Annotated in this window: 13 protein-coding genes and 1 pseudogene; 8 read left to right on the forward strand and 6 right to left on the reverse strand. The window is 66.7% G+C overall.

Features of this window, described 5'->3' with window-relative positions:
• Positions 1–2,395: pseudogene (locus ABD301_RS05345) on the reverse strand (hypothetical protein); the annotation flags it as partial.
• 46 nt (positions 2,396–2,441) lie between these two features.
• Positions 2,442–2,906, reverse strand: coding sequence for a hypothetical protein (locus tag ABD301_RS05350; protein ID WP_344307686.1), 465 nt, complete (start codon positions 2,904–2,906; stop codon positions 2,442–2,444).
• Between the two features lie 330 nt (positions 2,907–3,236).
• Between ABD301_RS05350 and ABD301_RS05355 the strand changes: the two genes are divergently transcribed.
• Genes ABD301_RS05355 through ABD301_RS05370 form a run of 4 tightly spaced genes read left to right on the forward strand, consistent with a single transcriptional unit; the run spans position 3,237 to position 7,567 of the window.
• Positions 3,237–4,535: an MFS transporter gene (locus tag ABD301_RS05355; protein WP_344307778.1), complete on the forward strand. Its 1,299-nt coding sequence runs from the start codon at positions 3,237–3,239 to the stop codon at positions 4,533–4,535.
• 12 nt (positions 4,536–4,547) lie between these two features.
• Positions 4,548–5,243, forward strand: coding sequence for a response regulator transcription factor (locus tag ABD301_RS05360; RefSeq protein ID WP_163573194.1), 696 nt, complete (start codon positions 4,548–4,550; stop codon positions 5,241–5,243).
• Positions 5,213–6,622 carry a sensor histidine kinase gene (locus ABD301_RS05365; protein WP_344307689.1) on the forward strand — a complete coding sequence of 470 codons (1,410 nt, stop codon included), beginning with the start codon at positions 5,213–5,215 and terminating at the stop codon, positions 6,620–6,622. The genes ABD301_RS05360 and ABD301_RS05365 overlap by 31 nt, the downstream gene beginning before the upstream one ends.
• A gap of 6 nt (positions 6,623–6,628) precedes the next feature.
• On the forward strand, positions 6,629–7,567 hold the full coding sequence (locus ABD301_RS05370) for a TAXI family TRAP transporter solute-binding subunit (RefSeq protein WP_163573193.1): 939 nt from the start codon (positions 6,629–6,631) through the stop codon (positions 7,565–7,567).
• Between the two features lie 48 nt (positions 7,568–7,615).
• Here the strand turns inward: ABD301_RS05370 and ABD301_RS05375 are convergent, their stop codons facing one another.
• Entirely contained in the window at positions 7,616–8,629 is a 1,014-nt protein-coding gene (locus ABD301_RS05375) for a ParB/RepB/Spo0J family partition protein (protein WP_344307692.1), read from the reverse strand.
• A 303-nt stretch (positions 8,630–8,932) separates the two neighbouring features.
• Here ABD301_RS05375 and ABD301_RS05380 point away from each other — a divergent pair, with 303 nt between their 5' ends.
• The 3 genes from ABD301_RS05380 (at position 8,933) to ABD301_RS05390 (ending at position 13,621) form a co-directional block, all read left to right on the forward strand.
• A complete protein-coding gene (locus tag ABD301_RS05380; protein ID WP_344307694.1) occupies positions 8,933–10,111 on the forward strand; it encodes a PucR family transcriptional regulator in 1,179 nt (392 codons plus the stop codon).
• 483 nt (positions 10,112–10,594) lie between these two features.
• Complete coding sequence (locus ABD301_RS05385) at positions 10,595–12,115, forward strand: MDR family MFS transporter (RefSeq protein WP_344307696.1); 1,521 nt, start codon at positions 10,595–10,597, stop codon at positions 12,113–12,115.
• Positions 12,116–12,238: 123 nt separating this feature from the next.
• Positions 12,239–13,621 carry an MFS transporter gene (locus ABD301_RS05390; protein ID WP_163573190.1) on the forward strand — a complete coding sequence of 461 codons (1,383 nt, stop codon included), beginning with the start codon at positions 12,239–12,241 and terminating at the stop codon, positions 13,619–13,621.
• Between the two features lie 57 nt (positions 13,622–13,678).
• On the opposite strand, the gene ABD301_RS05395 is transcribed toward ABD301_RS05390, so the two are convergent.
• Entirely contained in the window at positions 13,679–14,089 is a 411-nt protein-coding gene (locus tag ABD301_RS05395; RefSeq protein WP_344307699.1) for a hypothetical protein, read from the reverse strand.
• Between the two features lie 361 nt (positions 14,090–14,450).
• On the opposite strand from ABD301_RS05395, the gene ABD301_RS05400 reads away from it, so the two are divergent.
• Positions 14,451–14,756, forward strand: coding sequence for a hypothetical protein (locus ABD301_RS05400; RefSeq protein ID WP_163573188.1), 306 nt, complete (start codon positions 14,451–14,453; stop codon positions 14,754–14,756).
• Between the two features lie 6 nt (positions 14,757–14,762).
• Here the strand turns inward: ABD301_RS05400 and ABD301_RS05405 are convergent, their stop codons facing one another.
• Both ABD301_RS05405 and ABD301_RS05410 read right to left on the reverse strand, forming a co-directional pair.
• Positions 14,763–16,178, reverse strand: coding sequence for an RNA polymerase sigma factor (locus ABD301_RS05405; protein WP_344307702.1), 1,416 nt, complete (start codon positions 16,176–16,178; stop codon positions 14,763–14,765).
• Between the two features lie 105 nt (positions 16,179–16,283).
• Positions 16,284–17,183, reverse strand: a complete 900-nt coding sequence (locus ABD301_RS05410; protein ID WP_163573186.1) for an alpha/beta hydrolase — start codon at positions 17,181–17,183, stop codon at positions 16,284–16,286.
• Positions 17,184–17,207 lie beyond the last annotated feature (24 nt).

The following is a 17,207-nucleotide window of genomic DNA, read 5'->3' on the forward strand; positions in this document are numbered from 1 at the left end:
TTCCGTTGTCCGGGTACGAACCGCCGTCAGGTGCGCCCAGGTTGTCCGGCGTATCACCCTGACCATTCACCCCAGCCTGCCCCGGAACGGCCTCATCATTGATGTTTCCGGTGTCCGCGGCCGCGCTGCCGTCCGGCACGCCCAGGTTGTTCGGAGTATCACCCTGACCGTTGACGCCCGCCTGCGCTGGCGCCGATTCGGGGCATGCCTCGGATTGGCAGTAAACACCGTTCTTGACGCCGAAAGGCGCACCCGGCGAGCCGGGTGGCACGTTGGCCGGGTCAGTGGGCGGAGCCGAGTCGGCTCCCAACATGGAATAGAGAAAACCAGCCCAGTTGAGCCTGCCCGCGATGCTCGTCGGCGCGCCGACCGGCGGCAGCCTCCGGAACCAGTCACCCCAGTCCGAACTGGACGGTTCGGTCGGGGTGCGTACGTCCGGAGGGCTGCCCTCGGCCGACACATTCGACGAATCCCCGGCAACACCCGCATCCCCAGCCACCCCCGGCGGGTCGGCCGGCGGCCCTTCGACCGGACCGGTCTCGCCTTCCACCGCGCCGGGTTCCGCCGGCGCACCTTCGGCCGGTTGTTCGGTCGGCGCACCCTCAACCGGTGCACCTTCAGCCGGCGCCTCGTCCGCCGGACCACTTTCGGCCGGTGCACCCTCAGTCGGAGCACCCTCAACTGGTGCACCCTCAGCCGGTACGGTCTCGTCCGGTGGAGCCTGTTCCGCGGGCGGAGCCTGCTCGTCCGGGGGTGCCTGTTCGTCCCCGCCGTTCGGATCGGCTTCGGACGGAGGCTGCGCATCGGGGCCGTACACCGGATCCTCGCCGGCCGGCGAGCCCTCGGCCGGAGTTTCCGGGCTTGCTTCGGACGGCGCCTCGGGAGGCGTCATCTTCTGCAGGGAGCGCAGCATCTTGCTCACCAGCCATGGCTCACTGCCCGGTGGCAGGCAGCTTCCGTCGACGCCCTCGCTGGTGGCGACGCAGGTTGCCGTCACGTTGATATCCGACTCGTTGCCCTTACCGAGCGGTTTCGCCCCGAACTGGATGATCGGCTGGCACTCGTCCTTGGTCTGGGACTGTTCACAGACGCCACCGACCCGACCTTTTCCGTTTCCCACCCGGGAGTTTTCGAAGAGGTGACAGTTTCGGCCGTACTGATCGCAGCCAAAACCCACGTCGTTGTACGTCGATCCCGGCAAGCCGATGGGTCCGTTGTTCGCCTTTTGGACGTAGAGAACATTGTTTCCGGGTTTGGGCATCGGCACCAGCCGGCCGTAGACGACCGCACCGCCCTTGCCGTAACCCAGGCCACTGGTGAGTGCCGCCGCGGGTTTTCCGTTCTCGTCCTTGCCCAACGTCAGTTCCACCATGCCGCCCGGGCCGTCGTAAACCCCCAGGCGCGCGTTGTATCCGTAACCGTTCGGGATCGCGTCCCAGGTCTTGCCGACCGCGTTCACGATGCCGTTCCAGGCCGCTCCCGCCGCCGATCCCACCGGATTCCCCTGATCGCCGCCAGGAGGCGCCGGCGGCGCCGGCGCCGACAGCAGCGTCGGCACCAGTCCACCACTTTCGGCCGCCGCGTGCTGCGGTGTGTACGGCGAACCCGCCGGCGGCACGGCAGCCGGATTCTGTTGCGGAGCAACGGAATTCTGCGGTGAATGCAGGGGTTCCTGCGCCGGGTCTACGGAATCCGGGGCAGCGCCGGCACCACCCTGTTGGACGACCGGGGCCGGCGCCAGCGCCAGCGGTGTGGGCATCACCGGGGCCGCCGCCGAGATGTTCGCCAACACCAGCGCGCTGGCGATGCCGGTGGCGCCCACCAAACCCAGTCTGGCCAACCGGGGCCCGATCGTAGGCGCCGCATGACCTGGACGGGACCAGATTTTGCGTTCCGGCCGGGCCGGGGTGGCCGGCAGCGAGTTCGCCATCACCGCCCGGACAAAGCCACGCGCGGTGGTGACCGGCACCATCAACGTGTACGAGTCGCCCTGCCCGCGCAGTTTCTTACGCTCACTGCCCGGAGGCATTCCCACATAGCTGGTCAGGCCCAGATTTCGCAGGTCCGCAAGCAATCCGTCCTCGCACAGCGCGACCAGCACCGGACTCTCGCCGGCCGGCAGGTGCTCCGCGCACCAGTTGCCCACCAGCCGTTCGTACGCGGGAGCAGTGAAATCCCGGCCACGCAGGGGTGGCACAAGTGCGGAAACGCTGCGGTCGCGAGCCGCCGCCCGAGCTTCGATTTCAGTGGCGACCGCATACGCGAACCGGCTTTCGCGGATGATCACCACATACGTACCGTCCCGGGCTCCTTTCCTGACATTGGCACCCAGCCAGCGGTCCGGCGACGCCCGCAGGCCACCGGCCCCGGCGTCTTCGTCCGGCTTGATAAGCACAGCAGACACTCCTTTCGTTCGTACGATCGCAGGATGATCGGTCAGCTCACCGGGCCGGCGACAGCCAAGGTCGCAGAAACGGCGGAATCCACGAGTTGCCTCCGTCGGGGTCGCGCTTGGGTGGCGCAGGGGTGGACCGATGGCCGCTCGGCAAGGTGGCCCGTACGGCTTTCGCGGCCTCCGAGGGAAAACCTGGCGAACGGGGGTGCTGGCTCGCCGGCACGGCCCTGGCGGCCGTCGCCGATGCGCCGGGCACGGAGTCCGCTGGCTGATACACCCCGACGATCGCGACCAGGCCCCCGACGATCACCGCTCCCAACAGCAGGGTTAGCAGGCTCACCAACCAGAATCTTCGTGCCCACCCGACCGCGCTCATCCGCGCATGCCTGATATCCAGGCGGCGGTGTCGACCACATTCGGGTGGCGGCTCCGGGTCGACGGGAAGTGGGACGGTGTTTTGCTGCGCGGCGGCGCCGAATCGCTCCGGAGTGGAGTCCGTCTGACCAGGCATTTGCATGTCTCCCCTGTCGGGAACATTCATCGTTGACTGTTCACGGAAATCCGGAAAACATTTTGCTCCGCCAACAAGGGACCCGAGATTACCCGTGACCGCCAACAGAAAACAATCCAGACCAGAAGATTTTTTCTTTTTTCCGAGTTCGGCAGTTCTCCGGACCGGCGTTACCCACCCTGGCAGTTTGCCCAGGATACGCCCGCGGCGCTCACGAGTGTTCCTAAGGAACTGTAAAGAACGCCGTCATTTCCTTGCTCCGCGGCACATCGGCCACCAAGGTGACGCTGACGCCAGCAAAGGAGAGATCTTTTGAATTCCGCGAGTTCGATGGTCGTACGAACCAGGCACAGCGTTGCCGGCAATGTGGTCAGGGGTTCTCTCGGCAATCTCATCGAGTGGTACGACTGGTATGCGTACGCCGCCTTCAGCGTCTACTTCGCGGCGACTTTCTTCCCGTCCGGCGATCTCACCGCCAAGCTGCTGGACACCGCCGGGGTGTTCGCGGTCGGTTTCCTGATGCGGCCGGTCGGCGGTTGGATTCTCGGTCGCTACGCCGATCGGCATGGCCGGCGGGCCGCACTCACCCTGTCGGTGAGCCTGATGGCGGTCGGTGCGTTACTGATCGCGGCGAACCCCGGCTATGCGGTCATCGGTACGGCCGCGCCAGCATTACTCCTGCTGGCCCGGCTCGTCCAGGGCATCTCGGTCGGCGGCGAATATTCCACCGCGGCAACATATCTGTCCGAGGTGGCACCGCGCGGCCGTCGGGGGTACTACTCGGCTTTCCAGTACGTGACCCTGGTGATGGGGCAGTTGGTGGCGCTCGGCCTGCAGATCGGCCTGCAGCACCTGCTGACCGATCGGCAGCTGACCCTGTGGGGCTGGCGAATCGCCTTCGCGGTCGGCGCTTTCGCGGCCGTCGCCGTGGTGTGGCTGCGCCGGACCATGGACGAGTCGGCCAGTTTCCGGCAGGCCGGCCCACAGACCGCCGAAAGACGCGGGACCATCCGGTCGCTGATGCGCCACCCCCGATCGTTCTTCCTGGTGGTGGGCCTGACCATGGGCGGCACGGTGGCGTTTTACACGTACACCACGTATATGCAGAAATTCATGATCAACACCAGCGGCATCGACAAAACCTCGGTGACCACCATCAACTTCGTCGCGCTGCTGATCTTCGTGGTGATGCAACCCCTTTACGGCGCGCTGTCGGACCGGATCGGGCGCCGCCCGCTGCTGCTGTTCTTCGGGATCGCCGGATCACTGGGCACCGTACCGATTCTCACCCTGCTGGCCGGCACCCACAATCCGCTCACGGCCTTCGTCCTGATGATGTCCGCCCTGGTCATCGTGGCCGGCTACACCTCGATCAGCGCGGTGGTCAAGGCGGAACTCTTCCCGGTGCATATCCGGGCCCTGGGTGTCGGCCTCCCGTACGCGCTGGCGACCGCGATCTTCGGTGGAACCGCCGAATACATCGCGCTCGCACTGAAACAGCAGGGCCACGAGAACTGGTTCTACTGGTATGTGACCGCCTGCATACTGGTCTCTTTCGTGGTGTACGCACGAATGCGGGAAACTTCGCAGCGATCCTGGATAGACCGCGACACCGAAAACCTCGACTGAGATGAGAACGACATGCGGGTGATGGTGGTCGAGGACGACGACGGAGTCGCGGACGCACTGACCGACGGGCTGCGCGGTTTCGCGATTCGAACCCTGCGGGTTCGCCGCGCGGACGACATGTTGCGCGATCACACCATGGCCGACCTGGTGCTGCTGGATCTCGGGCTGCCGGACCTGGACGGTCTCGATGGCCTGCGCAAACTCCGACGGATCTCCAATGTGCCGGTTATCGTGCTCACCGCTCGAAACGACGATCGGAGCGTGATCCGCGGCCTGCGCCTGGGCGCGGACGACTACCTGGTGAAACCGGTCGGCCTGACCGTCCTGCTGGCCCGAATCGAAGCGGTACGCCGACGCGGACGTACGGTCCGCGCCGACGCTCACGCCGTCGTCCAGATCGCGGATATCCACATTGAACTGGATTCCCGGCAGGTCATTGTCGGCGGCACGCCGGTCGCGCTCACCCCGATCGAATTCGGCATTCTGGCGTCCCTCGCGCGCCGGGTCGGGGAGGCGGTCAGCCGGCAGCTGGTGATGGACGAAGTGTGGGGAGACGCGTATCTTGCGGTGTCCCGGTCGTTGGATGTCCACATCGGTGCTCTACGGGGCAAACTCGGCCGCCCCGGACTGATCACCACCATTCGCGGATTCGGTTTTCGGCTGGAGGAATCACCAGGATGCGCAGTCGACTCCTCGCCGCGGTCCTAGTTCTCGCCCTGGTGGTCAGCACCGCTCTCGCGGTCCCGCTTGCGCTGATGATCGCGTCGGCACGTACGGCCTCGTTCGCGGCCCAGCGACAGCACGACCTGGCCTGGTTCGTGACGCTGGCGCTGGATCATTCTCCCGGTGGCATCAGGAGGGTGACCACCGAAATGGCGCGCTACACGGCCGTTTACGGCGACGGCCTGGTGCTCGTGGACAGCCGCGGAGACCAGCTGGCGGCCACCGGATCCGGCTCGCTCACCCGTCCGGCCATCGCCGCCGCGGCCGCGAATGCCCTGCGCAGCCAACAAATCGCGGCTCCGCCCCTGCTCCTGCCCTGGTCGAGGGGAACCGTGGTCTTCGCGCTCCCAGTAGGTGGCCCGACGACAGTCAGCGGCGCCGTCGTGCTGGACGCGAATGTGCGCTTGGCCGCGGCGGATCTGGCGGTTTCGTGGGGCGTGGTCGGCGCAGGCCTCGCCGCGGTCGCGCTGTCTTTTGCCCTGTTGGCACTGGGATTGACCCGGTGGCTGCTGCAGCCGCTGCGCGAGTTGCAGGCCGCGACCCAGGCATTGGCGGCCGGGACCGGGGATGTGCGGGTGGCCGGCCGCAGCGGACCGCCGGAAATCCGCGAGCTCGGGGCCCGATTCAACGGGCTTTGCGAGGCACTCGCGCAAGCCGCGCAACAGCAGCGCGACCTGGTCGCGGACGCCTCCCACCAGCTGCGCAATCCGATGGCCGCGTTGCGCCTGCGACTGGATGCGGCCGCCACCGATCCTGGCTCTATAAGGAAAAACCGGCTCGCGCTGGGCGCGGCCGCGACCGAGCTGAGCCGGCTGGAACAGCTGCTGGACGGCCTTCTGCAGTTGGCCCGGGCGGACAGTTTCGCGGTCGGCACCGCCACCAGCGCGCAGGCCGCGGAGATTCGGTGCACCGGCTGGTGGGTGCTGTCCGAGCGGGTCGACGCCTGGCGGCCAACCGCATGCAGGTCGCAAATCACCCTATGTGCCGACGAAAACAGCTGGTCGGGTGAGGTGGCGATCAGCGAGCTCGACCTCGGGCAGATGCTGGATGTGTTCCTGGACAACGCGATCCGCTATGCGGGGCGAAGCGCCGAGGTGCGTACGAGCATCCAGCGGCATGGATCCACCGGCCGATTCGTGTTGTGTGACAACGGTACGGGACTGCCGGCGAACGAGCTGGCAGCGGCGACCCGGCGGTTCTGGCGGTCGGCGCGTACATCCGCACAGCCGGGCAGCGGCCTGGGCCTCGCGATAGCCGACCAACTCGCCCGCGCGCATCACGGGAGAGTTTCCCTGCGGCACACCGATCCGGCCGGCCTGACCGTCGTACTGGAGCTTCCGATCGCCCGGGCGCAGGGAAAGTAGGACACCATGAAACGCCGGCTGTTGTTACGTGCCGTCCCCGGCACGGCCGCGCTCGGCGTTTTGGGCGCCTGCGGGCCGCAGACCTACCGCGGACCGACCACCTCGCTGCGGATCGCGGCCGGCGAGCGCGGCGGGCTTTTCTACGCCTTCGCCACCCTGCTCGCCGGGCAGATCGCCGCCACCGAACCGAAACTGCGGCCCACCGTGGTGGAAACCGATGCCAGTCAGCAAAATCTGCGGCTGCTGACGACTTTCTCGGCCGACCTCGCGCTGACGCTGCTCGACTCGGCCACCGGCGAGCCCGGCCGCAGCTGGCTGCGAGCACTCGGCCGGACGTACGAGGACTACCTGCAACTGCTGGTGTCTGCTGGCGGCCGGATTCAGCAACTCGCCGATCTGGCCGGCGCCCGCATCTCGCTGGGCGCCGCCGGCTCAGGTGCTGCTTTCACCGGCCAACGTCTGCTGGCGGTGGCGGGGCTGGAAAACCATGCCCTGGACGTCCGCCATTACCCGATCGCCCAGGCGGCCGTCGCGTTGCGGACCGGGTCCGTCGACGCCCTGCTGTGGTCCGGCGGCATACCCACTCCGCTGCTGTCCGCCCTGGCCCGAAAGTTTCCGGTACGGATGCTCGATCTTCAGCTGGTTCTCGCTGATCTGCAGGGAAAGTTCCCGGATCTGTACGATGCCGCGGTAGCCCCTCCAGGGGTGTACGGCCAACAGCTCGCGGTCCGTACGGTCGGGGTGGCCACGCTGCTGACCTGCCGAGCCGACCTCGACCCGGCCATCGCGGCGGCGGTGACCAACGTCCTGGTCACCCGTTCCGCCCAGCTCGTCCCGCCCGAGGTTGTCGGCACCCAGTTCCTGGACACCCCGACTTTGCTGGCCACCGGCCGGATTCCGCTGCATCCGGGAGCCATCACGGCGTACCGACAACTCCGCCACTGAGAGACCTCTGGTGTTCGACTGGCGTCTTTTCGAGGTTGAATTTCTTCGTTAAGGTGCGTTGCCGGTGAGAGTGGTCGCCAGCGCCTGCCAGGCCCGCGCGGATTCCAGCGCCAGCGCGGCCACCACGTCCGTGCAGTGCGGCGGGACGCTGTCCAGCCAGCCCTGCCAGTCGGTGGGTTCGACCAGGTGCGCATCCAGCCAGCGCAGCAGATCCCGGCCGGCCTCGTTGTAGCGCAACGAAGGATCGTCCTTGAGCGCCCGCAACCGGGTCCGACCGCCGGCCGGACCGGTCTCTTTTTCGGTAGCACAAAGCCGCAGCGGCCGGGCGCCGCCCTGCTGGCCAGCCGGCACCGGGTCCTCCCCCAGCTGAACGCGCCGCCGGACGTCGTGCGCGGTGCTCACCGAAATTCCACTGGCCTGGGCGACCGCACGCAGAGCCACGCCCGGATCGGCGAGAATAAGCGCGCTGGCCCGGCGTCGGCCGTTGGCGCTGTTCAACGGCCGGGTCCTGCCGTCCCGGCCGACGCGTTTTTCGTCACCGGAAACACCTTCCACCATGGACTGCCGCCTGATCGTGCGTACGGTGCCTTCCGAAAGGCCAGCCGCCTCGCCGACCGTACGATTCGACCAGTTCGGATGAAACTGCAGGATCCGCACCGCGGCGGCCTTGCGGTCGCCCCGGGACAGCGGCAGACCATGCGCGACATTCTCTCGTACGGCAAGGACAAACGCGTCCCGCTCGGAGCCGTCGAAGAAGCCGGCGGCGATGTGGCTGCGGCCGCGCAGCTGCGCGGCCCGCACTCTGTGCATTCCGTCGATCACCCGCATCGTCCGCCGGTGCACAAGAATGGGCGGCAGGTTGTCGTTCAGCTCGGCGAGCAGCCGGGAGTGTTCGGCGATTTCCCCACTCAGCCGCGGCCAACTTGTCAGTACCAGTGAGGAAATTCGTACCAGCTCCACGGAATTCTGGTCGACGGCCAGGTCGTTCCCGGCGGACGGCGCCACCGCGCACCCACTTCCTGTTTCGTTCGGATGGACCTTCGAGACCGCGATGATGTGCACTTGTTCCCCCAGCGCGCGGAAACCCCGAGACCAGACGCTTCTGGCATTACCCGCCAAATCGGATGTCTACCTGACCATTACAACCCCGCCCAAGCCCTGGCGACAGTTGTTAATACGCGCAGTTTTATTGCCGAAGAACTACCCAGGCCGGTAGAAATGTACCCTCCGCGTCACGGACAGTTATGCCTTGACACTCACTGTCGACAGTTCTACTCTCGATCGAGAAATCGATATCTGACTTCCCGAAAACATCTTCCGGAATGCCGTGAAAATGGACCCGGAAGCCGTGACGAAAGTGGCACCATGACCACCGGCGGTTTCCTGCACCGACTGCGAACCCGACAGAACCGCACCACGATCACCATGCACGACGCCATGATCACCCTCGTCCCCGGTTATCACCGGTTACCCGCGAGTAAATGCGCCCTTTTGCTGGACGAGGTCCGCGAGACATGGGACGTCACGCTGAAACGTGCGATGACGAACGAGCCTTTCACCGCCGAGGATTTGAGTCTGCTCGCCATGATTGGCCAGCGCCGCGCGACGGACCATTTCCCGCTGGCGGACATTCGGGCCGGATTCGAGGTGGCATATGTGACCGGCCTGCGGGAATGTTTCGCCTCCGCGGCCGCGGACGACCGAGCCGAACTGATCGATTTCACTTCCTGGGGAGTCGACCAGCTCGACCGGGCCGTCCAGGCGGTCACGAACACCTATCTCCAGGTGTGCCGCGATACCGGCGATCTCCGGCCAGCTCGTGAGTTGTTGCTGCAAAACCTGCTGGACGGTACGCCCGCGCCCACCGTCGCGACCACCGCTGGAGTCGATCCGGCCACTGGATTTCTGGTGCTGCTGTGCCGACCCCGAAACGGCGTCGACTGGAGCCGGTGCGCGGCCACCGTACGAGCTGCCCTTCCCGACGCGCTTTTTCGAGCGGATTCCGGCGAACTCATCATTCTGCTTCCCACGTTGGAAAATGCGGCGCCCGCCCGAGTCGGGATCGCGGACCTGGTCCTCGCGTTGGGAAGAACCGCCGGCCCGGGAATGTACGCGACGCAGGCCTTCGCGCCGACGCCGCAAGCCGTCCCAGCCGCCGTGGACGAAGCCCGCGAAGCGCTTTTGCTGGTGGCCGCGATGCCCGACGTACGACTGCGCCCGTACCAAATGCAGGAGTTGCTGATCGAGTTGGCGGTCGCCCGGCAACCGGCTGTCCGGCAGCGGTTGGCCGACCTGCTGACCCCGTTGGGGTCCGGGAAAGATCTCACCCACACGCTGGAAACTCTTTTCGACTGCGGACTGGATCGGGAGCGGACCACCAAAGCGCTGCACATCCACCGGCGGACCCTCACCTATCGACTGCAGCGCATTCGCGAGCTCACCGGAATTAATCCAGCCACCGCACATGGCATTCAGGTCCTGCGGTCGGCCTTGGTCGCCACCCGGCTGCCGGTGTTGACGGATCCGCGCCACAAAAAGCCCTGATTTATCCGCAGTCGAACAATTCCCCGTACCCAACCGCCGATCGCTATTCTTTAGAGGCCTCGACGCGACCGGAGGTGACCAACGGACAAGAACCCTGATCGACCGTTCTTCCGGCCGGTGACCCGACGCGGCGGTGAGCCTGCCCCCTCGCCAACCGCGGCGAAGGGCGCCGGTTCGGAAGACGGTGAATGGCGGCGGTGACCGGGACCTCTCGCGGTCACCGCCGTCGCCCTGTCACCAGGGCCCGGCCGCATCGGCTGATGTGCCGCCATATGCTGACTTCCCCTCCCGAAGCCGCCTTCTTCGGTCCACTCCACGATCGGCAGCAGCGCTGAGTGCGCTGCCATCTGGCTGATAGAGAGTGAGAGCGGTTACACCATCACGCGGGGAACTGAAATATCTTGGTAGCGGCGATGAGTTCTGGCCTAGTACACAGTCCCTATTGCTACAAGACCTCAGGCAAGACATCGAAGGGCCATAACCATGCCAACCAACGACACAGCTCGCCGGACCAGCGCCGCGCGCGACGTCGACGAACGTACTGAAGGGCAGCGGTCCGTGGACCTGACAACGCTCAGTGACCCCGCTGTCACCGACCCGAACAAGATGAGCGCCCGCGACCGTACGGTCATCGGCGTTCTGCTCGTCTCGACGTTTGTTGTGCTGCTCAATGAGACCATCATGAGCGTCGCGCTGCCAGTGCTGATGCAGAAGTTGAACGTCGATCCGAACACCGGCCAATGGCTCACCGCCGGCTTCCTGCTGACGATGGCGGTGATCATCCCGATCACCGGCTTCCTGATCCGCCGCGTCCACACTCGTACGCTCTACGGCATCGCCATGGTGCTCTTCAGCACCGGCACCCTCACCGCCGCGCTGGCTCCCGGCTTCCCGGTGCTGCTGGCTGCCAGGTTCATCCAGGCCAGCGGTACGGCGATCATGATGCCGCTGTTGATGACGACCGTCATGACGCTGGTCCCGCCGGCCCGCCGCGGCGCGGTGATGGGCAACCTGTCGATCGTCATCTCGGTGGCGCCGGCGATCGGCCCGACCATCTCCGGCATCCTGCTCAACCTGCTCGGCTGGCGCGCGATGTTCTGGACAGTGCTGCCGATCGCGCTGGTCACGCTGGTCATCGGCGTACGGCAGATGAAGAACGTCGGCGAGCAGAGCCACACGCCCATCGACATCCCGTCGGTGATCCTGTCCGTCTTCGGGTTCGGCGGCCTGGTGTACGGGCTGAGCAGCATCGGCCAGACCTCGTCTGCGCCATCCGTGCTCCCGCTCTGGCTGCCGTTCGTGGTCGGTGGCGTCGGGCTGACCGCTTTCGTGGTTCGCCAGCTGCTCCTGCAGCGCACCGATCGCGCGCTGCTGGACCTGCGTACGTTCAAGTCGCGTACGTTCACGCTCTCCTCGGCGATGATGGCGCTGATGATGATGACCCTGCTGGGCACCATCGTGCTGCTGCCGATCTACCTGCAGACCGTGTTGCACCTGGAGCCGGTCGTCACCGGCTTGCTGCTGCTGCCCGGCGGGTTGCTGATGGGACTGCTGGGACCGGTGGTGGGACGGCTCTACGACCGCTTCGGCATCCGCAAGCTGTTGGTGCCCGGCGCGGTGATCACCAGCGCGGCGCTCTGGTCGACCACGTTCTTCACCGCGACCAGCCCGATCTGGCTGGTGCTGGTTTTCCACCTGCTGCTCAGCACCGGGCTGGCCTTCGTCTTCACCCCGCTGTTCACCGGCGGTCTCGGCGCGGTCGAGCCGAAGCTCTACTCGTACGGCAGCGCGATCTTCGCGACCACCCAGCAGCTCGCCGGCGCCGCCGGGGTGGCCCTGCTGGTCGCCATCCTCAGCGTCCGTTCCGCCGCCCTCGCCGGCGCTGGTGCCAACGCGATCGAAAGCACCGCTGGCGGCATCCACACCGCTTTCCTGGTCGCCGCCATCGTGTCGCTAGTCGCGATTTTCGGGGCTTTCCTCATCAAAACGCCCGCCAACGACTAATTCGCGTCGAACTGCTCGCCGATCCCTCGTGCCGGGATCGGCGAGTTTTGTTTCTGCCGGAATGGCCAATTTTGGCCTGAACAGCTGGTTGCGCGTGGCCGTTCGGCCGGATCACCATCGGTGGTGCGGGAAAACGCGGCCAAGCGACTGGCTCTCATCGTCATCGTGGCCTGCCAGGTCACCTTGGTCGTCGACTCGACGATCGTCAATGTGGCACTGCCCAGCATCCAACGCGGGCTGGGATTCTCCGCGGCTGACCTGTCGTGGGTGGCGAACGCGTACACCCTCGCCTTCGGCGGGCTGATGCTCCTCGGTGGCCGGGCCGGCGACATTCTCGGCCACCGCCGGGTGTTCCTCACCGGAGTCATGCTCTTCAGCCTGGCGTCGGTGGCCGGCGGCTGCGCGCTCACGCCGAGCTGGCTGCTGGCCGCCAGGGCCGTTCAGGGCGTCGGCGCCGCGCTCGCCGGCCCGGGCGCCCTCGCGCTTATCAACACCACTTTCGACGAAGGCCCCCAGCGGTCCCGCGCGATCGCCATCTTCGCTAGCACGAACAGTGTGGCGATGGTGTTCGGGCTGGTCCTGGGTGGTGTTCTTGCCGCGTGGACGTGGCGCGCGACGCTGTTCGTGACCGTCCCGGTCGGCATCGCGATCGTGATCCTCACCCCGCTGTGCATCGGCGAGTCCAGCCGCCGCCGGGCCCGTTTCGACTTCGCCGGCGCACTGACCGTGACCACCGGCATGACCCTGCTGGTGTACGGCTTCATCCGAGCCGCCGAGAACGGCTGGACCGAGCCGCTGACAGTCGCCATTCTCGCCGTCGCCGCCGTCCTGCTGGCGACCTTCGTGGCGGTGGAGAGCCGAGCCAGCCAGCCCATCGTGCCGCTGTGGTTGTTCCGCGACCGGGAACGCTCCGGTGCGTACGCAATGCGCGCGCTGGTTTTCGCGTCGAACGGCGGCGCGCTGTTCTTCCTGACGATCTACCTGCAAACCGTGCTGGGCTACACCCCGCTACAGTCCGGCCTCGCGGTTCTTCCTTCCACCGTCCCGTATCTGGTGGCCAGCCGGGCCGTGCCACGGCTGCTGCGGCGTACCGGCCCGAAACCGGTGATGGTGGCCGGCGCGGTCCTGATGCTGGCGGGCATGGCGTGGCTGACGCAGGTTTCCGCGACAAGCACCTTCCTTTCCGTTGTGCTGGGCCCCTTTCTGCTCTTCGGCGTTGGCACCGGATTCATCTCGGTGGCCGCCATGGTGCTCGGCATGACCGGGATCCCGGACGGCGAGTTCGGCGTCGCCTCCGGTGTCCTGCAGGCCACCCCACCGATCGGCAACACCCTCGGCGTGGCGATTTTCGTGACAGTGCTCGCATCGCTGTCACCGCCGGCGCCCAAGGTGGTCGGCATCGCCGGCGGCTACACCGCCGGCCTGGTCTTCGGCATCGGCATGATCGCGATCGCCCTGCTGGCCTTTCGCGGCAGCCGCCGCAAAACCCTCGCCCCGGTCAGCTGAAGCAGCGAGGCCGGACAGGAGCCTCTGCTCCTGTCCGGCGTACTCGTCGCGAAACGTCTATGAGCTCATTTCCACACATGGCAGGCCCCAGGAGCCGTACCCGCCGCCAGGCTTGTGGTTCCACAGCTCACCACACACCACCGCACCGGCCGGCACTGGCACGTTGTAGACGTTCCCCGGCACCACTCGCAGGGCATAGTTGTACGCAGGAGTGTTGTAATCCCAGCCGCCGCCGGCCCGCCAGAAATGGACGTTGTACACGCCCGCCGGCTCATCCTCGATCCACTGCTCCCAGTTGATCACCCCGCCAGACGCCCGAATCCAGAGCGCCACACTGGACCCACTGTCCGCGGACGCCGGCGTCGCTGTGGTGGCGAGGATCCCAGCAGAGGCCAGCAGGAGCCCCGCCGACAACGAAACCCGCCGGACAACTCTCGCCGAGCGCGAGCCGGTCAAAGTTTTACGCATGATTGTTCCTCCACATAGTCTGGATGGAAAAATGATCGGACTCAGGCGATCGCCCGAGCGATACCGACACTAGCCAGGCGCCCTTTCTTGGGCCTTTCAGTTGCCCTGTACGCGCTGCTTGTACGTGAACGCGCTCGCTCTACGTTTTGTTGGTGGCATTGAGAAAATGAGCATTTCCTGATAGGCGAAACGCGGTCGAACTGTCGGTGGTGGCGGTAGAATTAGCGGCTGGGCCGACGGACGAAGACCCATCCGCGGAATCAACCAACTCGCCGCATAGAAAATCCAACCGGCCGTCCAAGCCCTGCCACCATCTACGGAAATCCACTCGCCCTTGCCGACATCAGCTACCGTGGAAAGCGTGACCACAGTCCAGCAGGATTTCCCCGTACCACCGGCCCAGCTGTGGAAGGCAATCCCGGCCGCCATCGAAGCGGTCAAGGGGAAAAATCCCCTCTACCAGCAAAAGAACGGCGTCGTCACCTTCACTATTGGCACCAGCGTGCTCACCTGGGGAATGGTCGTCGAGGCGACCGTCCAGCCGGCCGCCGGTGGGGCACGGCTGACCATGGAAATCGATCTGAGAGTCGGCCTGATCGACTATGGCGCCCGAAAACGTCTCGGCCGCCGCTTCATCACCGCAGCCCGCGACGCGACCCAGCGATAGCCCACGTCACGGCTGATCGCAGTGCAACGCCAGCAACGGGCAGTCCTGAATGACCGGCGGCACGATCCGAATCTTCACCCCAACGCCCACCAACCCGCGGTGCCCGCCGACGCCGACCGACACGCCGACATGCAGCGGCGGGACACCTACCCGTACGCGCACTCGAATCCCACTCCGAGCGGGCGGCGTCGGCGGCACCCGTGATGCACTGGCCGACGGTTGCGGGGACGGCGACGCCGGTGGCGCGGCGGATGGGGAAAGAGACGGAACCACCCCGGGCGGCGGCTTCACCGCGGCCGGTGGCTGGCCAGCCGGAGCGTTCGGCGCCGCTGGCGGCGGATGCGGCGCCGTACCACCGCCGCCTCCTGGCGGCGCTGCTGGCGGTGCCGCTGCCGCGGCCGCCGGCGGCTTGGTCGGTTTCTGCGGGCTGTCCGAAAGCACAAATGCGAATGCCGCCAGAGCAATCAGCACGATCGCCCCGGCCACCGTCGCCACCCCGGCCGGCTGCCGGGCGAAGTCCTTGGTCCGCTGGGCGCCGAACACCACTCCGTGCCAGATGCCCGCGAGACCACTGCCAGCACCGGCGATGATCCCAGCCGGCTTCAGGAAGTAGCCGGTGACGGCAGCGGTCAGGATCAGCGGAGCGAGTACGCCACGCAGGCCCGAGTTGAGCTCGCCCAGCTCGCCGTAGAGCACCTCGCATTGCGCACAATCGTGCAGGTGGGCATCCACCTTGGTGGCTTCCCGCTTGCTGAGGCCACCGCGCACCCGGGCGCCCAGATGCTCGGTGGTCCAGCCGCAGGTAGTGCCCGCGACCACCGTGTTCTGCGGGACGTCGGCGCAGTGGACGGACAGGTACGCCTGTCGCAGTCGCTCGCGAGCCCGGTACGCCAATGCCGCTACGCCGTTCGGCGTCAACCCCAACAACGGGGCCACTTCGGCGGGCGAGTCGCCTTCCACCTCGGTGTGCCAGAGGACCATCTGCCACCGCTCTGGCAGCGTCGCGAACGCGCGGGCCGCGAGCGTACGTTCGAAGCCGTCCACCACGGTGTCAGCGAACGCCACCGGGGTGTCGTGCCGCTCCATGTCGTCGGTCACGTCGACCCGGCGCTCCTGCCGCGTCCGGTCATAGAAGGCGTTCCGTACGACCGAAAGAAGGTACGAACGGAACGCCAGATCCGGGCCGCCGCCGGCTCGCAACGCCGACAACACCTTGGCGAACGCCTCCGAGACGAGGTCGTCGCGGTCAGCCGGATTGCCGGCGAGGCTCAACGCGTATCGCCGCGCGGCCTCGCAATGCCGGCGGTAGAGCGTCTCGTACGCGTCGGCTTCACCGCTTCTGGCTGCGGTGATCAGCTCCGCATCACTCGGTCCGGCCGGCACTTCACCAGCGCTGACACCGACTTCCGCGTCGCCAGACATCGCCCGAACCAGCTCCCATCAGACATTCGCGGTCTCGCCTGAGAAGGGTAGGGCCTCCCGGCTACCCGCGTCCCCACTTCCGCGTGGTTGCCCTCGCCAACCCGGTTACAGGGATTTGTCGAGGAAGTCGGTGAGAGCGGCGATCGCGGGACCGATAGATGCCTCGTCGTCGTAGAAACCGATGTGGGTGTCGACCGGGAGCCACTCCAGCCGCGCCGGACCGGCCAGCCGATCGTGGACCGCGACGGCCCGCTCCGGCGGACATGCCCCGTCCTTTTCACCGTGCACGATCAGTGCCGGGACACCGACCAGGTCGGCGGCCGTCGCAGTGTCGAGAGTCAGCATCGTGTACATGGTGTCCGCGGTAATTTCGTTGCGATAGTTCGCAGAGGCGGCTCGCTCAGAGCCGTAGAACTCGTACACCTCGCCGCCTTGGAGCAGGGCATGAGCGCCGATTGGGCCGACGTGTGGGAGATACCCGACCTCGCCCGTACGATCCTCTTCCGCCAGCACCTCGATCGCCTGCCGGAGCGCGGCGCGGTAGCCGTCTTCGCCCATCGCGTCCCGCAGCGTCCGCAGATCCGGGTAGAAGCCTGCGATGCCGGCGAACGCGGCCAGCCGCGGATCCTGGGCGGCGGCTTTGAGCGCGTATCCGGCCCCGGCGCAGATCCCGACGATCGCTATCCGGTCGGCGTCGATGTCCGGTTGGGCGGCCAGGAAACTGACGGCCGCTCGTAGATCGGCGAGCTTGCCGGCCGGCATCTCGCGCAGCCGGGGCTGGCCTTCGGACTCACCGAAGCCGCGGAAGTCGATCGTCAGGGCCGGGAAGCCAGCAGCCGCGATCCGTACCGCGTACGTGTCCGGGACCTGCTCTTTGACCTGCGGCGATGGGCCCGCGACCAGCACCGCTGGGCGGGCGCCCGCGTCCCTGGTATCGGGTTCGTGCAGAGTCCCGGCGAGGCTCAGACCGTCGACAGTGAAACGTATGTTGCGCCTGGTGACCATGGTGTCCTTTCGCAGAGATGCCCT

This window comes from Fodinicola feengrottensis, from assembly GCF_039530045.1.
GTDB classification, from domain to species: domain Bacteria; phylum Actinomycetota; class Actinomycetes; order Mycobacteriales; family HKI-0501; genus Fodinicola; species Fodinicola feengrottensis.

Excerpts from the sequence above, each read along its gene's own strand:
- ABD301_RS05360 (WP_163573194.1), top strand. The coding sequence starts at position 4,548 with ATGCGGGTGATGGTGGTCGAGGACGACGACGGAGTCGCGGACGCACTG.
- ABD301_RS05370 (WP_163573193.1), top strand. The coding sequence starts at position 6,629 with ATGAAACGCCGGCTGTTGTTACGTGCCGTCCCCGGCACGGCCGCGCTC.
- ABD301_RS05365 (WP_344307689.1), top strand. The coding sequence starts at position 5,213 with ATGCGCAGTCGACTCCTCGCCGCGGTCCTAGTTCTCGCCCTGGTGGTC.
- ABD301_RS05410 (WP_163573186.1), bottom strand. The coding sequence starts at position 17,183 with ATGGTCACCAGGCGCAACATACGTTTCACTGTCGACGGTCTGAGCCTC.
- ABD301_RS05395 (WP_344307699.1), bottom strand. The coding sequence starts at position 14,089 with ATGCGTAAAACTTTGACCGGCTCGCGCTCGGCGAGAGTTGTCCGGCGG.
- ABD301_RS05385 (WP_344307696.1), top strand. The coding sequence starts at position 10,595 with ATGCCAACCAACGACACAGCTCGCCGGACCAGCGCCGCGCGCGACGTC.
- ABD301_RS05405 (WP_344307702.1), bottom strand. The coding sequence starts at position 16,178 with ATGTCTGGCGACGCGGAAGTCGGTGTCAGCGCTGGTGAAGTGCCGGCC.
- ABD301_RS05380 (WP_344307694.1), top strand. The coding sequence starts at position 8,933 with ATGACCACCGGCGGTTTCCTGCACCGACTGCGAACCCGACAGAACCGC.
- ABD301_RS05350 (WP_344307686.1), bottom strand. The coding sequence starts at position 2,906 with ATGCCTGGTCAGACGGACTCCACTCCGGAGCGATTCGGCGCCGCCGCG.
- ABD301_RS05355 (WP_344307778.1), top strand. The coding sequence starts at position 3,237 with ATGGTCGTACGAACCAGGCACAGCGTTGCCGGCAATGTGGTCAGGGGT.